General features: G+C 75.5%; 1 protein-coding gene. It reads right to left on the reverse strand.

The window, feature by feature from the left end:
* Positions 1-62: 62 nt before the first annotated feature.
* A partial coding sequence (locus STRAU_RS07620; protein WP_037658036.1) for a non-ribosomal peptide synthase/polyketide synthase occupies positions 63-16798 on the reverse strand: 16736 nt, incomplete at its 5' end.

The raw sequence follows: 16798 nt of genomic DNA on the forward strand, positions 1-16798 counted from the left end.
GGGGCGGGTTCGGGGGCGGGGTCCGGCGGCCGGTGGGCCGCGGATTCCGGGGCGGCGCGGACTCATCGGCGGCTCCGGGCGGGGCCGGGCGCGCTGCCCCTGGCGTGCCCGGCGATGTGCCGCAGGGCGGTGGCGAACTCGTCGGCCACGCGGCGTACGGTCTCCGTGTCGTGCAGGCCGGGCCGGTGGTGCCAGGTGAAGGCGAGGCGGCCGTCCTGCACCGCGCCCACCACCTCCAGGGGATGCGAGCCGCTGTCGCGGGGGTCGTGGTCCTGGCCGAACGAGCCGTGCTCGGCGCGCACCAGGGCGCCCTCGGGCGCGGTCGACCGGGCGTCCCACTGGCCGAGGTAGTTGAACACCACCTGCCCGTGCGCCGCCGCGCCCAGTTCCGCACGCACCTCGGGCGGGCCGAAGGTGCGCAGCGCGCCGAAGCCGAGTCCGTTGCCGGGGACGGTGCGCAGTTGGCGGCGTACGGACTTCACCAGGGCCCGCCAGTCGCGGGACGGGCCGAGGTCGTCCGGCTCCGGTACCTGGAGGGCGACCGGGTGGACGGTGGTGAACCAGCCGACCGTGCGGGACAGGTCGACGTCGTCGAGCACGTCCTCGCGCCCGTGTCCTTCCAGGTCGAGGCGGACCCGGTCGCCGCCGGTCCAGCGGGCGAGGGCCAGGGCGAGCGCGGCGAGCAGGACGTCGTTGACGCGGGTCCGGTACGCGGTCGGCGCGGACCTCAGCAGGGCGGTGGTGTCCTCCTCGCCGAGCTCCACGGTGAGGGTGCGGGTCTCCCCCGCGTCCGGTCCCGGCCGGTCGGCGGGCGGCAGCGGCTCGGCTGTCACCGCCTCCGCTGTCACCGCCTCCTGCCAGTACGGCAGTTCGTGGTCGAGGCCGCCCTCGGCGACGTGGGCGGCGAGCCGCCGCGACCAGTCCAGGAAGGAGGTGGTGCGCTCCCCCAGGGCGATGGGCTCCCCCCGGACGGCCTGGTGGTAGGCGGCTTCCAGGTCGTCGCAGAGGATCCGCCAGGACACGGCGTCCACGACCAGGTGGTGGGCCACCAGGAGGAGGTGGACCGGGCGGTCCGCGTCACCGGTGAACAGGGCCGCCCGCAGCAGCGGGCCGCGGCCGAGGTCGAAGCCGGTGTGCAGGTCGTCGGCGGCCTTCTCCATGGCGGCGTCGGCCTCCTCGGCCGACAGACCCGCCAGGTCGTACCGGACCGGTGTGCCCCCGTCCTCGGCACCGTCGGAGGGCGGCGGGTTGAACTGGTGCCAGCCGTCGGCGTCGTGGGTGAAGCGCATGCGCAGGGCGTCGTGGTGCTTCAGCAGGGCGCCCAGGGCCGCGCGCAGCGCCGTCGGGTCGGGTGCGGCGCGCAGTTCCAGGAGCGCCGACTGGTTGAAGTGGTGGTGGCTCGCGCGCGGCGTGGTCAGGAACCACTCCTGGATGGGGGTGAGCGGTACGTCGCCGGTCACCGGGCCTTCTTCGGAGCGCTGGGGTGCGGCGCGCACGACGGTGGCGAGTTCGGCCACGGTCTGGTGGGTGAACAGGTCGCGGGTGGCCAGGTGCAGGCCCTCGCGGCGCAGTCGCGACACCACCTGCATGCTCAGGATCGAGTCGCCTCCGAGGTGGAAGAAGTTGTCGTGTGCGCCGACGTCGTCGACGCCCAGGACGTCGCCCCAGATGCGGGCGATCTCGCGTTCGGTGTCGTCGCGCGGCGCGGTGTGCGTTCCGGTGCCGGTGTGGGCGGGCCCGGGTTCGGGCAGGGCACGGCGGTCCGTCTTGCCGTTCGGGGTGAGCGGCAGGCGGTCCAGCGGGACGAACACGGACGGGACCATGTGCGGCGGGAGCAGCCCGGCCAGGTGGTCACGCAGGTCGGCGAGGGACAGGCTCTCGGGGTCCGGGTCGGCGGGGACGACGTACGCCACGAGGCGGCCGTGCTCGGCGGCGGCCGTCCGTCCGGCCGTGGCCTCCGCGCCGCTCTCGGTGTCGTCCGCCGCGTCACCCGGGTCGTCCGCGCGCGGAGCCGCGCGGACGACGACGGCCGCGTCCCGCACCTGCGGGGAACCGCGCAGGGCGCTCTCGATCTCGCCGGGCTCGATGCGGAAGCCGCGCAGCTTGACCTGGTCGTCGGCCCGTCCGGTGAACCGCAGTTGGCCGTCCGCCCCCCACAGGACGAGGTCGCCGGTGCGGTACATCCGCTCCCCGGGCCCGCCGAACGGGTCGGCGAGGAACCGCTGGGCGGTCAGCCCCGGCCGGTTCAGATAGCCGCGGGCGAGGCCGGGGCCCGCCACGTACAGCTCCCCGGTCACTCCTCGCGGGACGGGGCACAGGGCCGCGTCGAGGACGTAGAGGCGGGTGGCGCCGGCCGGGCGGCCGATCGGCGGGGCGGCCGCGCCGGGGCTCAGCGGGCCCGTCCAGGTGGCGACGACCGTGGCTTCCGTCGGCCCGTACGAGTTGATCATCCGGCGTCCGGGGGCCCACCGCTCCACGAGGTCGGGCGGGCATGCCTCGGCTCCGACGATCAGGGTGCGCAGGTCCGGCAGCGCTCCGGCGGTCCCGGGCGCCACGGTGGCCAGGGCCGCGGGCGGGATGAGGGTGTGGCTGACGCGTTGCTCCGCGAGGGCCTCGGCGAGGCGCTCACCGACCAGCGGCCCCTCCTCGCCCGTCACCAGCGTCGCCCCGCTGAGCAGTGCGGAGCACAGTTCCAGGACCGAGGCGTCGAAGCTGGGCGAGGCGAACTGCAGGACGCGGTCGCCGGGGCCGACGGCGTACTGCTCGACGGCGGCCGCGGCGAAGCCCGCGAGGCCGTGGTGCGGCACCACGACGCCCTTCGGTGTGCCGGTGGACCCGGAGGTGTAGATGACGTACGCCGGGTGGGCGGGCGTGAGGGCGGCCGTGCGGTCGGCGTCGGTGGGGGCGCTGTCCGGGCCCTCCTGCACCCACACGTCCGCCGCGTCGTCCAGGACCAGCGTCGCGTCCGCGTCGCGCACCATGAACTCCCGCCGGGGCGCGGGGTAGTTCGGGTCGACCGGCAGGAAGGCGCCGCCCGCCTTGGCGACGGCGAGCTGCGCGACCACGCTTTCGCGGGCGCGCGGCAGGGCGAGGGCGACGATCCGCTCGGGGCCGACGCCCTGGCCGATGAGCCGGTGGGCGAGCCGGTTGGCGGCGCGGTCCACCTCGGCGTACGTCCACTGCCGGGCGCCCTCGACGAGGGCCACGGCGTCGGGTGTGCGGACCACCTGCCGCTCGAACAGCTCCGGCAGGGTGGCCGCCGGGACGGCCCCGGCTGTGCCGCGTCCCTGGTCGAGCAGCGACTTCAGCTCCGCGTCGGCGGCCAGCGGCAGGGCGCCGAGGGGGCGGTGCGGGTCGTCGGCGACGGCGGTCAGGAGGGTGGCGAGCTGGTCGGCCATCCGCTCGGCGGTGTCCCGGTCGAACAGGTCGGTGTTGTACGTGAGGGCGCCGCGCAGGGCTCCGGAGTCGGTCTCGGCGAACTCCAGGGCGAGGTCGAACGCCGCGTGCTGGAGCTCCGACTCGACGTCCTCGGCGTGCAGACCGGGCAGGTCCAGGTCGGCGGCCGGGGAGTTCTGCAGGACGACCATGACCTGGAACAGCGGGGTGCGGCTGGTGTCGCGGGCCGGCTGCACCGCGTCGACGACCTGCTCGAACGGCACGTCCTGGTGGGCGAAGGCGTCCTGGACCGTCTGCCGGACGTCGTCGAGGAAGGCGGGGAAGGGCCGGCCGGCGTCGACGCGGGAGCGCAGCACCAGGGTGTTGACGAAGAACCCGATGAGGTTCTGGATCTCGGCGCGGTCACGGCCCGAGGTGACAGTGCCGACGGCGATGTCGCTGCTGCCCGACACCTTGGCGAGGAACGTCTGCGCCGCGGCGACGAGCGTCGTGAACAGGGTGGTGCCCCGCTCCCTGCCCACCTGGACGAGGCGCCGGGCCGTGTCGGGGGGCAGGACGAGGCGGGCGGTCGCTCCGTTGCGGGTGCGCACGGGCGGACGGGGCCGGTCCGTGGGCAGGTCAAGGGGCGGGGTGTCGGCCAGGTGCTCCTTCCAGTACGCGAGCTGCGCGTCGGCGCCGGGCGCGGTGCGCTGCCAGTGGGCGTAGTCGGCGTACTGCACCGGAAGCGGCGGCAACTCGGCCTCATTGCTGCCCAGTTGGGTCCGGTAGAGGTGGGCGAGGTCGCCGGTGAGCACGGCGGTGGACCAGCCGTCGGTGACGATGTGGTGCAGGGTCAGGGTCAGGACGTGCTCGTCGCCTGCGAGCCGCACCAGGCCGGCGCGCAGGAGCGGGCCGACGCGCAGGTCGAACGGGCGGGCGCGCTCGGCAGCCAGCAGGTCGTCGAGCCGCGCCTCGCGTGCCTCGCCGGGCAGCCCGGAGAGGTCCTGAAGCGGCAGCGGCACGTCGTGCGGCGGGTGGACGACCTGCACACCGTGGCCGTCCACCGCGTCGAAGGTGGTGCGCAGCGACTCGTGCCGGGCCACCAGACCGCGCAGCGCCGTGGCGAGGGCACCGGTGTCGAGGTGGCCGCGCAGGCGCAGCGCGAGCGCGGTGACGTACTCGGCACCGCCGGGGGCGAACTCCTCCAGGAACCACATGCGTTGCTGCGCGTACGACATCGGGGCGGTGGCGCCGCGCTCGACGGGGACGACGGCGGGGCGCGCCTCGCCGTCGGCCCGGTGGTCGCTGAGCAGCGCGGCGAGCGCGCCCGGTGTCGGGTGGGCGAACACCGTGCGCGGCGACACGTCGGTCCCGAACTCCTCGGCGAGGCGGGAGGCGAGGCGGATGCTGAGGATCGAGTCGCCGCCCAGGCGGAAGAAGTCGTCCTCCATGCCGGGCCGGTCGACGCCCAGCACGTCCGCGAAGACCTCCGCGGTGCGGCGTTCGGCGTCGGTGCGCGGTGCGGTCCGCGTGCCGGGCTCCGTGCCCGCGTCCGGGGCCGGGAGCGCCGCCCGGTCCACCTTGCCGTTGGCGCTGAGCGGGAGCGCCGTCAGGGGCACGAACGCGGACGGGACGAGGTAGTCGGGCAGCGCCTGGAGGGCGTACTCCCGCAGCCCGGCCAGGTCGTCGCAGGCGGGGCCGACGAGGTAGGCGACGAGGCGCCGGGCGCCGGACCGGTCCTCGCGGGCCACCACGGCCACGTCCCCGACCCCGGGGTGGCCTGCGAGGGCGGCCTCCACCTCGCCGGGCTCGACCCGGAACCCTCGGATCTTCACCTGGTCGTCGGCGCGGCCCAGGAACTCGACGGTGCCGTCGGGCCGTCGCCGGGCCAGGTCGCCGGTGCGGTACATCCGCTCCCCCGGCCCGCCGAACGGGTCGGCGAGGAACCGGGCGGCGGTCTCACCGCCGCGGCCCAGGTAGCCGCGCGCCAGGCCCTCGCCCGCCACGAACAACTCGCCCGCGCAGCCCGGCGGTACGGGCCGCAGGCGGGCGTCGAGCACGTGGACGCGCATGTCGTCCAGCGGGCGGCCGATGGGCACGGTGTCGGGCACGTCCGTGGCGTCCGCCAGGGCGTGGGACGTGGCGAAGGTCGTCGTCTCGGTCGGGCCGTAGCCGTCGACCACGGTCAGGCCGGGGCAGGCGGCGAGGACGCGACGTACGGCGGCGGCGGGGACCACGTCACCGCCGGTCCACACCTGGCGCAGGCCCGCGAAGCAGTCCGGGGCGTCCTGGGCGAGGAGCCGGAAGAGACCGGCCGTCAGCCACAGCGCGGTCAGTCCGCCACGGCCCTCGTCACCGGAACCGGAACCGGCGTCGGCGCGGGCACCGGCGAGGCGGCGCAGCAGGGCCGCGTCCACCGTCTCGCCCGGGGCCACGACGACGCAGCCGCCGGTCAGCAGCGGCGCCCACACCTCGAAGGTTGCGGCGTCGAACGCGACCGGTGAGTGCAGCAGGACGCGGGCGCAGACGCCGTCGGCGAAGCGGCCGTCGGTGGCGAGCGACGCCACGTCACGGTGGCGTACGGCCACGGCCTTCGGCTCGCCGGTGGAGCCGGAGGTGAACATCACGTAGGCGAGGCGGTCGGGGTCGGGCGCCGGGGCTGTGCGCGTCGCGCCGGGCGCGGTGTGCGCGGCAGTGACGTCGGCCGACGTGTGCGCGGCGATCACGTCGGCGGCGGTGAGTCGCAGCGTGACGCCCGCCCGTTCGAGCAGGGTGCGGCGGCGTTCCTCGGGGGCCCGGGTGTCGACGGGCACGTAGGCGCCGCCCGCCTTCAGGACCGCTAGCTGTGCCACCACGAGTTCGGCGGAGCGGTCCATCAGGAGCGCCACGCGATCCTCGGGCCGCAGGCCGTCGGCGAGCATCCTGGATGCCACGCGGTCGGACCAGGCGGCGAGTTGACGGTACGTCACCTCGTGGCCGTCGTCGTCCAGGGCGATGGCGTCCGGGGTGCGGCGGGCCTGCTCCGCGAACAGGTCCACGGGGCTGCGCGGCGGCACCTGCCGGGCGGTGGTGTTCCAGCGGCGCAGCAGGTCCCGGTCGTCGGCGGTGAGCAGGTCGAGGTCGTCGGCCGTGCCGGAGAGCCCGTCGGCGAGCCGGGTGAGGAGCGCGGCGAACCGGGTCGCCGCGCGTTCCACGGTGGCGTGGTCGAAGAGGGCGGCGTCGTAGGCCAGGTCGAAGCCGAGCCGGTCGCTGACGTGGGCGCGCAGGCACAGCGGGAACGTCGTGGCGTCGTCGGCGTGCACGTCCGCCACGCCCACCCCGGTCCGGGCGGTGGCCGCCTCGTCGACGGGGTAGTTCTCGAACACCACCATGCTGTCGAACAGGGCCTGGCCCGCCGGGACGTCGCTGAGCGCCTGGATGCGGGACAGCGCCGTGGAGTCGTGGCGCCGGGCGTCGCTCTGCTCCTCCTGGAGGCCGCGCAGCCAGGACAGCACGCTGCCCGAGGGCACCCGGACGCGCGTCGGCACGGTGTTGATGAACATGCCCACCATGGACTCCACGCCGGGCAGTTCGGCCGGACGGCCGGACACGGTCGTGCCGAACACGACGTCGCGGCGGCCGCTGTAGCGGGCGAGCAGCAGCGCCCAGGCGGCCTGCACCACGGTGTTGACGGTCAGTCCGGCGCGGGCGGCCGTCTCCCGCAGCCGCCGCGACACGGACACGTCCAGCTCGTGGTGGACGGCGTCTCCGGAGCGGGCGCGATGTGCTTCGGCGGGGGCGCGGTCGTACGGCAGCGGGGTGGCCGCCGGGAAGCCGGCGAGGGTGTCGGCCCAGAACCGTTCGGCCGCGTCCGCGTCCTGGTCGCGCAGCCACCGTACGAAGTCGGCGAACGGCCGCCGCAGCGGCGGTGCCGCGTCGGTGCCGCCGGTGAGCGCGGCGTAGCGCTCGCACACCTCGGTGAGGAGTTGTCCGGTGCTCCAGCCGTCGAGGATCAGATGGTGCGAGGACCACAGCAGCAGGACCTCGTCGCCGGGCAGGGCGGCCACGGTGATCCGGGTGAGCGGCGCGGTGGTCAGCTCCATGCCCGCTTCGCGGTCCTCGGTAAGCAGCCGCTCGGTGGCCGCCTCGCGCTGCTCGGGCGTCAGCTCGCGCCAGTCGAGGTGGGTGACGGGCAGGTCCGCGTGCCGGTGCACCACCTGTACCGGGTGCGGCAGTTGCCGCCAGTGGACGCTGGTGCGCAGCGCCGGGGTGCGGTCGGCCACCTGCTGCCAGGCGTGCGCGAATGCCTGCGGGTCGGCGACGCCGGTCAGCCGTACCGCGGTCCGGTCGAAGTACGCGCCCGCGTCGTCGACGAGGCCGTGGAAGAGCATCCCGGACTGCAGGGGTGTCAGGGGCAGGACGTCCGCCACCTGCCTGCCGTCGCCCACCAACTGGTCGAGCTGCTCCTGGGTGAGGCCGGCGAGGGGGAAGTCGGACGGGGTGCGGCCGCCGGTGTCCGGCAGCGCGCAGTGCGCCACGATGTCGCGCAGCGCCGCGCAGGTGTCCTCGGCGAGGCGGCGGACGGTGGACTCGTCGTAGACGGCGGTCGGGTAGGTCAGGCCGAGTTCGAGCCGGCCGTCCTGGACGACGCCGGTGATGTCCAGGAGGTAGGGGCGGGGCTCGTCGGGGTCGGTGTCGCGCCCGGCCGGCGGGAGCGCGCCGCCGTACAGGCCGCCGCCGGCGCCGGTGCCGCCGCCGCTGCCCGTGTCCCACTGCCCGTGGTAGTTGAACCCGACCTGTGGCGCGGGGGCGTCGGCGAGCGGGCTGTCCGGCAGCAGTCGGCGCAGGGCTTGGTGGCTGAGGCCGTGGTGCGGGACCGCGCGCAGCTGTTCCTTGACGGACCGCAGGGTGGTGCGCCATCCCGCGTCCGGGTCGACGGTCAGGGCGAGGGGGTACTCGGCGGTGAACCAGCCGACGGTCCGGGACAGGTCGACGTCGGCGGAACCGGCCGCGTCGACGCGGTCACCGGGGCCGTCGAAGAGGTCACCGGGGCCGTCGAAGAGGTCTTCGCGGCCGTGCCCCTCCACCCCGATGAGCACGGTGTCGTGGGCGCACCAGCGGGCCAGCGTGCGGGCGAGGGCGCTGAGCAGCACGTCGTTGACCTGGGTGCGGTAGACGTCGGGGACCTGGCGCAGCAGCGCCTCGGTCTCGTCGGCCGCCAGCGTGACGGTGACGGTGGCGGCGGTGCCGTGGGTGTTGGGCCCGGTCCGGCCCGCGGGCAGGGCGGCTGGCACGGCGGTACGCGTCCAGTAGGCGAGGTCCGCGTCGAGGCCGCCGGAGCGGGTGTGCCGGTCGAGCAGGGCGGCCCACTGGCCGTAGGCGGTGCCCACCGGGGGCAGCGCGACGGCCCGGCCTGCCGCGGCGGCACGGTGGGCGGTCTCCAGGTCCGCGAGCAGGATGCGCCAGGACACGCCGTCCATCACCAAGTGGTGCACGGTGACGAGGAGTTGCGCGGACCTGCCGGGACCGCGGTCGAAGACCAGGACGCGCACGACCCGGCCCTCGGTGGGGTCGAGGGACGCCTGAGCGGCCTCCGCCGTCCGCTGCGCCTCGGCCTCCACGCCGGGGTCGTCCAGGTCCGCCACGTCGTGGTGGGTGACGATGCCGTCCGGGGGCTCCGGCAGGACTTCCTGGCGCCAGCCGTCACCGGTGTGGCGGAAGCGGGTGCGCAGGGCGGCGTGGTGGCGCACGAGGGCGTCCGCGGCTTCCCGCAGCGCGGACAGGTCGGCGCCCGGGGCCAGTTCGAGGCGCTGGGTCATGGTGAAGCGCAGCGGGTCGCCGGGGCGGCGGCCGTCGAGGTACCAGCGCTGGATGGGGGTCAGCGGCGCCTCGGTGGGCGCGGTGCCGCCCGTCGCCGTGGGCCTGGGCGCCGCTTCCCTTGCGCACAGGGCGAGTTCGGCGACCGTGCGGTGGCGGAAGACGTCCTTGGTGGACAGGGCGAGTCCGGCCTGCCGGGCGCGGGACACGATCTGGATGCTGAGGATCGAGTCGCCGCCGAGCGTGAAGAAGTCGTCGCGCGCGCCCACCCGTTCGACGCCCAGGACCTCGGCCCAGATGGCGGCCAGGAGCTCCTCGGTGCCGGGGCGCGGCGCCACGTACGGCGTGGTGCTGTCGGGCTGCGCGGGCGGGGCGGGCAGCGCGCGCCGGTCGGTCTTGCCGCTGCTGGTCCGCGGGATCCTCGCCAGCGGCACGAAGGCCGCGGGCACCATGTGGTCGGGCAGGGTCCGGCGCAGCCGGATCCGCAGGTCGTCGGCCGACGGGGTGTGCTCGCCCGCGGGCACCAGGTATGCCACGAGCATGACGCGGCCCGCGTGTTCACGGGCCGTCACCACGGCCTCGGCGACGTCCGGCGCGGCGAGGAGCGCGGCCTCCACCTCGCCCGGCTCGACGCGGAAGCCGCGGATCTTCACCTGCTCGTCGGCGCGGCCCAGGAATTCCAGGAGCCCCCGCGCGTCCCAGCGGGCGCGGTCGCCGGTGCGGTACATCCGCTCCCCCGGCCCGCCGAACGGGTCGGCGAGGAAGCGGGCGGCGGTCAGGCCGGGCCGGTTCAGATAGCCGCGGGCCACCTGGGCGCCGGCCAGGTACAGCTCGCCCGGCACGCCGGGCGGCACCGGCCGCAGCGCGCCGTCCAGGACGTAGGCGCGCAGTGCGCGTCCGGGGCGGCCGATGACGGGGCGCCCGGGCTCCGCGGCGCAGCGGCCGTAGACGGCGTCGACGGTGCACTCGGTGGGCCCGTACATGTTGTACGCGGTGACGCCGAGGTCCTGTGCCGCGCACAGCTCGCGCCAGGTGTCGGTGCCGACGGCCTCGCCGCCGACCAGGAGCACGCGCGGGTGGTGGCGGCCGGGGGCGAGGAGTCCGGCGGCGGTGAGTTCGCGCAGGAAGGACGGGGTGACGTTCACCAAGTCCAGTCCGGCGTCGTCGACTTGGGCGCAGAACGCCTCGGGGTCCAGGCGTACGTCCTCGTCGACGAGGTGCACCTCTTGGCCGAGGGCCAGCAGCAGCGGACCCTCCCAGGAGGTGTCGAAGGAGAAGGAGGCGCTGAGCGCGGCCTTCAGGCGTCGCCCGTCGGCGGTGTGCGGGGCGACGAGCCCTTCGCGGTGGTCGTGGCAGAGGTTGACCAGCTGCCGGTGCTCGACGAGAACGCCCTTGGGCCGCCCTGTGGAGCCGGAGGTGTAGATGATGTAGGCGCCGTGGTCGGGGCGCAGCGGCGCCAGGCGGTCGGCGTCGGCCGGGTCGTGCGCGGGCAGCCGGTCCCAGGGCACCTCGCGCAGGGTCTCGGCCGTCAGGACCGTGCGCGGGGCGGTGTCCGTGAGGAGGAACGTCACGCGCTCCTCGGGCAGTTCGGGGTCGACGCAGAGGAGGGTGCCGCCCGCCTTCAGGACGGCGAAGAGGGTCACGAACAGGTCGGTGGTGCGCGGCAGCCGGACGGCGACGACGTCCTCGGGGCCGACGCCGAGGGTGATGAGGTGGTGGGCGAGGCGGTTGGCGCGGTCGTTGAGGGCCGCGTAGTCGAGCGTGGTGTCGCGGGCCGCCAGGGCGGTGATGTGCGGGGTGCGTGCGGCCTGTGCTTCGAACAGGGCCGGGAAGGCGCTGTCCGCCGCGGGCAGCCGTTCGCCCTGCCACTCCTCAAGGACCTGCCGCCGCTCGGCGGCGGTCATCAGCGGCAGCGCCCCGACCTTCTTCTCCGGGTCGGCGGCGGCGGATTCGAGGAGCAGCGTCAGCCGGGCGGCCAGGCGGTCGGCGGTGTCGGCGTCGAACAGGCCGGTGTTGTACTCCAGGTGGCCGGTGACGCCCCCGTCGTGTTCGACGAAGTCGAAGGCGAGGTCGAAGGTGGCGTTGCGCACCGGCGGCGTCACGGGTTCGACGTCCAGGCCGGGCATGCGGGGTGTCTCCGCGCCCAGGTTGTGCAGGGCCACCATGACCTGGAACAGGGGCGTGCGGCTGGTGTCACGCTCGGGCTCCAGGGCGTCCACGAGCCGCTCGAAGGGCACTTCTTGGTGGGCGAAGGCGTCCAGGACGGTGGTGCGCGCCTCGGTCAGGAGCTCGCGGAACGACGCGTCGGGGCGGACCCGGCCGCGCAGCACAAGTGTGTTGACGAACATGCCGACCAGGTCGTCGAGTTCGGCCCGCTCCCGGCCCGCGGTCACGGTGCCGACCGCGATGTCCTCCTGGTCCGCCCAGCGGGCGAGCAGGACCTGGCAGGCCGTCAGCAGCGTCATGTAGAGGGTGGCGTCGGCGCTTCGGGCCGTCGCGCGCAGCCGCTCGGTGAGCTCGGCGGGCAGGCTGAAGGTCAGCAGGGCGCCGGCGCGGGTGCGCACGGCGGGGCGCGGCCGGTCGGTGGGCAGCTCCAGCGGTTCCAGACCGGCCAACGCCGTACGCCAGTACGCGAGTTGCTCATCGGCCAGATCGGTGCGGGCGCGCTGCCAGGCGGCGTAGTCGGTGTACCGCACGGGCAGTCCGGGCAGCTCGGGGGCGCGCTGCTCCAGGGCCGCCGTGTACAGCTCGCCGAGGTCGCGGCCGAGGACGGCTCCGGACCAGCCGTCGGTGACGATGTGGTGGACGGCGAGCACCAGCACGTGCTCGTCGGCGGCCAAGCGGGCGAGCCGGGCGCGCAGCAGCGGCCCGGTGGACAGGTCGAAGGGGGTCGCGGCGGCCCGGTCGAGGACGGCGTCCAGCTGGTCGGTGCCCGACAGGACGTCGAGGGGCAGCTCCACCGCGTACGGCGGATGGACGACCTGCCGGGCCCGGCCCTCCTCCTCGGCGAACGTGGTGCGCAGCGCCTCGTGCCGGGTGACCAGGCCGTCCAGCGCCGCGCGCAGGGCTGCCTCGTCGAGGGAGCCGCGCAGCCGCAGCACGGACAGCGTCGTGTACTCGGTGCTGCCCGGTTCGAAGCGGTCGAGGAACCACAGGCGCTGCTGGGCGTACGACAGCGGCGGTGCGGTGCCGGCGTCCGCGGCCGGGATGAGGTCGGCCCCGGCGCCCCCGCCGGCCACCGGGTCGCCGAGGGCGGCGGCCAGGGCGCACAGCGTGGGGTGGGTGAACAGCAGCCGCGGCGAGACGTCCGTGCCGAAGGCCGCCCGCAGCCGGGAGGTGACGCGCACGGCGAGGATGGAGTCGCCGCCGAGCGCGAAGAAGTCGTCGTCGGCGCCCACGGCGTCGGTGTCGAGCACGTCCGCCCAGGCGGCGGCGACCGCGCGTTCCGCGGGGGTGCGCGGCGGGGTGCGGTCGGTGCCGGTGGCGAAGCCGTCGGGCCCGGGGGCGGGCAGCGCGCGCCGGTCGAGCTTGCCGTTGACGGTCAGCGGCAGGGCCGCCAGCGGTACGTAGGCGGCGGGGACCATGTGGGCGGGCAGCAGGCGCTCCAGGTGGGCGCGCAGGTCGGCGGCGGACGGCGCGGCGGACGGCTGCGCGCGGACGGGTTCGTCGCCCGGGACGGTGCCTCGCGTGCCGGTGCCGGAAGCACCGCCCGGCTCCGTTCCGGAACCGCTCCCCGCCCCGACGACGTGGGCGACCAGACGCCGCGTCCCGGAGGCGTCCTCGTACACGCCGACCGTCGCGGCGCCCACGCCCGGGTGGCGGTGCAGGGCGGCCTCGATCTCGCCGGGCTCGATGCGGTAGCCGCGGATCTTCACCTGCTGGTCGGCGCGGCCGAGGTACTCCAGGGTGCCGTCGGCCCGCCGGCGCGCCCGGTCGCCGGTGCGGTACATGCGGCTGCCGGCCGGGCCGAACGGGTCGGCCACGAAGCGCGTCGACGTCAGCCCCGGCCGGCCCAGGTAACCGCGGGCCAGGCCCTCCCCCGCCACGTACATCTCGCCGATCGCACCGGGTGGTACGAGCGCCAGGTCGCCGTCGAGCACATGGACCCGCAGGTCGGGGATGCCGGTGCCGATGGGGCTCGCGGTGCCCGCGCGCGCCGTCGTGCGGTCCAGGGGTTCGTAGGTGACGTGCACGGTGGTCTCGGTGATGCCGTACATGTTGACCAGGCGCGGCGCGTCGTCCGCGTTGTCCGGGTGGCGCGTGTACCAGTCGGCGAGCCGGTCGACGTCCAGGGCCTCGCCGCCGAAGACCACCGTGCGCAGCGCCAAACGGGCGGACAGGTCGGGGTGTTCGGCGTCGGCGCGGGCCAGCGGGTAGAAGGCCGACGGGGTCTGGTTGAGGACGGTGACCCGCTCGTCGACGAGCAGGCGCAGGAAGTCCTCCGGGGAGCGGGCGATGTCGTCGGGGACGACGACGAGCCGGCCGCCGTGCAGCAGCGGCCCCCACAGCTCCCACACGGAGAAGTCGAAGGCGTAGGAGTGGAACAGCGTCCACACGTCGTGCTCGTCGAAGCCGAACCAGTGCCGGGTGCCCGTGAACAGCCGTACGACGTTGGCGTGCGGCACCACTACGCCCTTGGGGCGCCCGGTGGACCCGGAGGTGTAGATGGCGTAGGCCGGGCTCTCCGGCAGCGGACGGCGGACCGGCTCCGGCAGGGTGGCCGGGCGGCCGGCGAGGTCGGCGCGGACCGCCGGGTCGTCCAGGAGCAGCACGGGCACACCGGTGCCCTCGGCGGGCACGGCGGCGTCGGTGGTGGTCACCAGCGTGACGGGGGCCGCGTCGCCGAGTAGGTGGACCACGCGTTCGGCGGGCAGTTTGGGGTCGATGGGCAGATAGGCGGCGCCCGACTTCAGGACGGCGAGGATCGCCACGACAAGTTCCGTGGAGCGGGGCAGGGCGAGGGCCACGAAGTGCTCGGGGCCTGCGCCGGCCTCGGCGAGGCGGTGGGCAAGGCGTCCGGCCTCCGCGTCGAGCGTGGCGTAGTCGAGGCGGTCGTTCCCGCAGGTGACGGCGGTGGCGTCGGGCGTACGGGCGGCCTGGGCCTCGAAGAGGTCCACCAAGGTGGCGGCGGGACGGGCGTGTTCGGTGCCGTCAGGGCCGGCGAGGCGGCGTCGCTCCTCGGCGGTCGTCCAGGGCAGGGCGCGCAGCGGGCGCTCGGGGTCCGCTGCGATCTCGGCGAGCAGCAGGCACAGCCGGTCGGCGAGCGCCCGGACCGTGCCGATGTCGAACAGCTCGGGGTCGTAGGCGAGGTCGAAGCCGACGCGGTCGCTCTGGTAGGCGCGCAGCACGAGGGGGTAGTTGGTGGCGTCGCGCGAGGTGACGTCCGCCAGGCGCACGCCGGATGCGGCCGTGCGGGCCTCGTCGAAGGGGTAGTTCTCGAAGGCGACCATGCTGTGGAACAGCGGGGTGCCGGACGGCACGTCGCTCAGCGAGGTCAGCTCGGCGAGGGAGACCGCGGCGAACCGGCGCGCCTCGGCCTGGGCTTCCTGGAGTTCGCGCAGCCACGCGCTCGCCGTGGCCCCGCTGTCGACGCGGACGCGGGTGGGCACGGTGTTGATGAACATGCCCACCATGGACTCGACGCCCGGCAGGTCGTCGGGGCGGCCGGACACCGTGGTGCCGAACACCACGTCCTGCTCGGCGCTGTAGCGGGACAGGAGCAGCGCCCAGGCGCCCTGGACCACGGTGTTGACGGTGAGTCCGGCCCCCCGGGCGGTGCGGGCGAGCGTCGCGGACTCCGTGTCGGACAGTCCGGCCGTGTGGACGCCCGCGGAGCGTGCCTGGTGGGCCTCGCCCAGGGGGCGGTCGACGGGCAGCGGGGTCGGCGTGGCGAAGCCGTCGAGGGCCGCGCGCCAGTGCGCGCGCCCGGCGTCGGCGTCCTGTTCGGCCAGCCACCGCACGTAGTCGGCGAAGGGCCGGCGCACGATCGGCTGCGGGGTGCTTCCGGTGGTGAGGACCGCGTACTCCTCGCACACCTCGGAGAGCACCTGGGCGAGGCTCCAGCCGTCCAGGATCAGGTGGTGGGAGGTCCACAGCAGGCGCAGGCGCGCGTCTGGCAGGCGGATCAGGGTGAGGCGCATCAGCGGGGCCGCGGCGAGGTCGATGCCGCGCGCGAGGTCCTCGGAACGGAACCGGTCGAGGCGCTCGGACCGTTCGTCCTCGTCGAGCTCGCGCCAGTCCAGGTGGGTGACGGGCACGCGTACGTCGCGGTGCACGACCTGGAGCGGCACGGGTACGTCCTCCCAGACCACCGAGGTCCGCAGCGCGGGCGTCCGGTCGGTCACGCGCTGCCAGGCCGCGGCGAAGGCGGACGGGTCGGCGACGCCCTCCAGGAGCAGGACGGCCTGGTCGACGTACACGTCGTCGGGGCCGCCGACCAGGCGGTGGAAGAGCATGCCTTCCTGAAGCGGCGTCAGCGGAAGCAGGTCCTCCACGTCGCGGCCGTCTCCGGCGAGGCGGTCCACGGCGGCCTGGTCCAGGCGGGCGAGCGGGAAGTCGGAGGGGGTGCGGCCGCCCGCGTCGGGGCGCGCGCAGTGCTCGGTGATCGCGCCGAGCGCCCGGACCATGGCGTCGGCCAGATCCCGGACGGTGTCCTCGTCGTGCGTCTGCTCGCTGTAGTGCCAGATGATCTCCAGTTCGCCGTCGGCCACCACGGCCGAGACGTCCAGGAGGTGGTCCAGGGGCTCGTCGGCCGCCATGTCCCGGCCGGGCACGTCGGCGGCCGGTGCGAACTCCTGGCCGCCGGAGGTGTCCCACTGCCCGTGGTAGTTGAAGCACACCTGGGGCAGGGGCAGTTCGCGCAGTGTCCGCGCGGCGGGATCGGGCGAGCCGAGGCGGGCCAGCGCCTCGTAGCTCAGACCGCGCCGGGGCACGGCGCGCAGCCGCTCCTTGACCGCCTTCAGGGTGGCACCCCAGTCGGGTGCGGCGGCCGGCCCGGCGGGGGTGAGGGTGACGGGGTACTGGGTGGTGAACCAGCCCACCGTGCGGGACACGTCGACCGTGTCGTTTTCGCGGCCGTGTCCCTCCAGGGCCACGGTCACGCGCTCGGCGCCCGTCCAGTCGGCGAGGACGCGGCCGAGGGCGCTGAGCAGCACGTCGTTGACCTGGGTGCGGTAGGCGGCGGGCACCCGGCGAAGGAGCGCCTCGGTGGTGGCGCGGTCCACGCGGGTGCTGACGGTGCGCACCGATCCGGCGAGCGGGGCGGCGGTCCGGTCGACGGGCAGCGGGGTGCGGGGTTCGGCGGCCTCGGCCGTCCAGTACGGCAGGTCGTCGTCGAGCTCTCCGGCCCGCGCCCGGCTCGACAGGTGGACGGCCCAGTCGGTGAACTCGGTGGTGGTGGGCTCCAGTTGGACGGGTTCTCCGGCGGCCGCCTGCCGGTATGCCTGTTCGAGGTCGGGCAGGAGGATGCGCCAGGAGACGCTGTCCACGGCCAGGTGATGGGCGGTCAGGAAGAGCTGGGGGCGCTCGCCCGCCGGGGGCAGCAGCAGGGCGCCGCGGAGCAGTGTGCCGGTGGCCGGGTCGAGGGCGGCGCGGGCGGCGTCCGCGGCCGCGGTGCGGGCCGCCGCGG

It is taken from the genome of Streptomyces aurantiacus JA 4570, from assembly GCF_000414115.1.
Classification (GTDB): Bacteria; Actinomycetota; Actinomycetes; order Streptomycetales; family Streptomycetaceae; genus Streptomyces; species Streptomyces aurantiacus_A.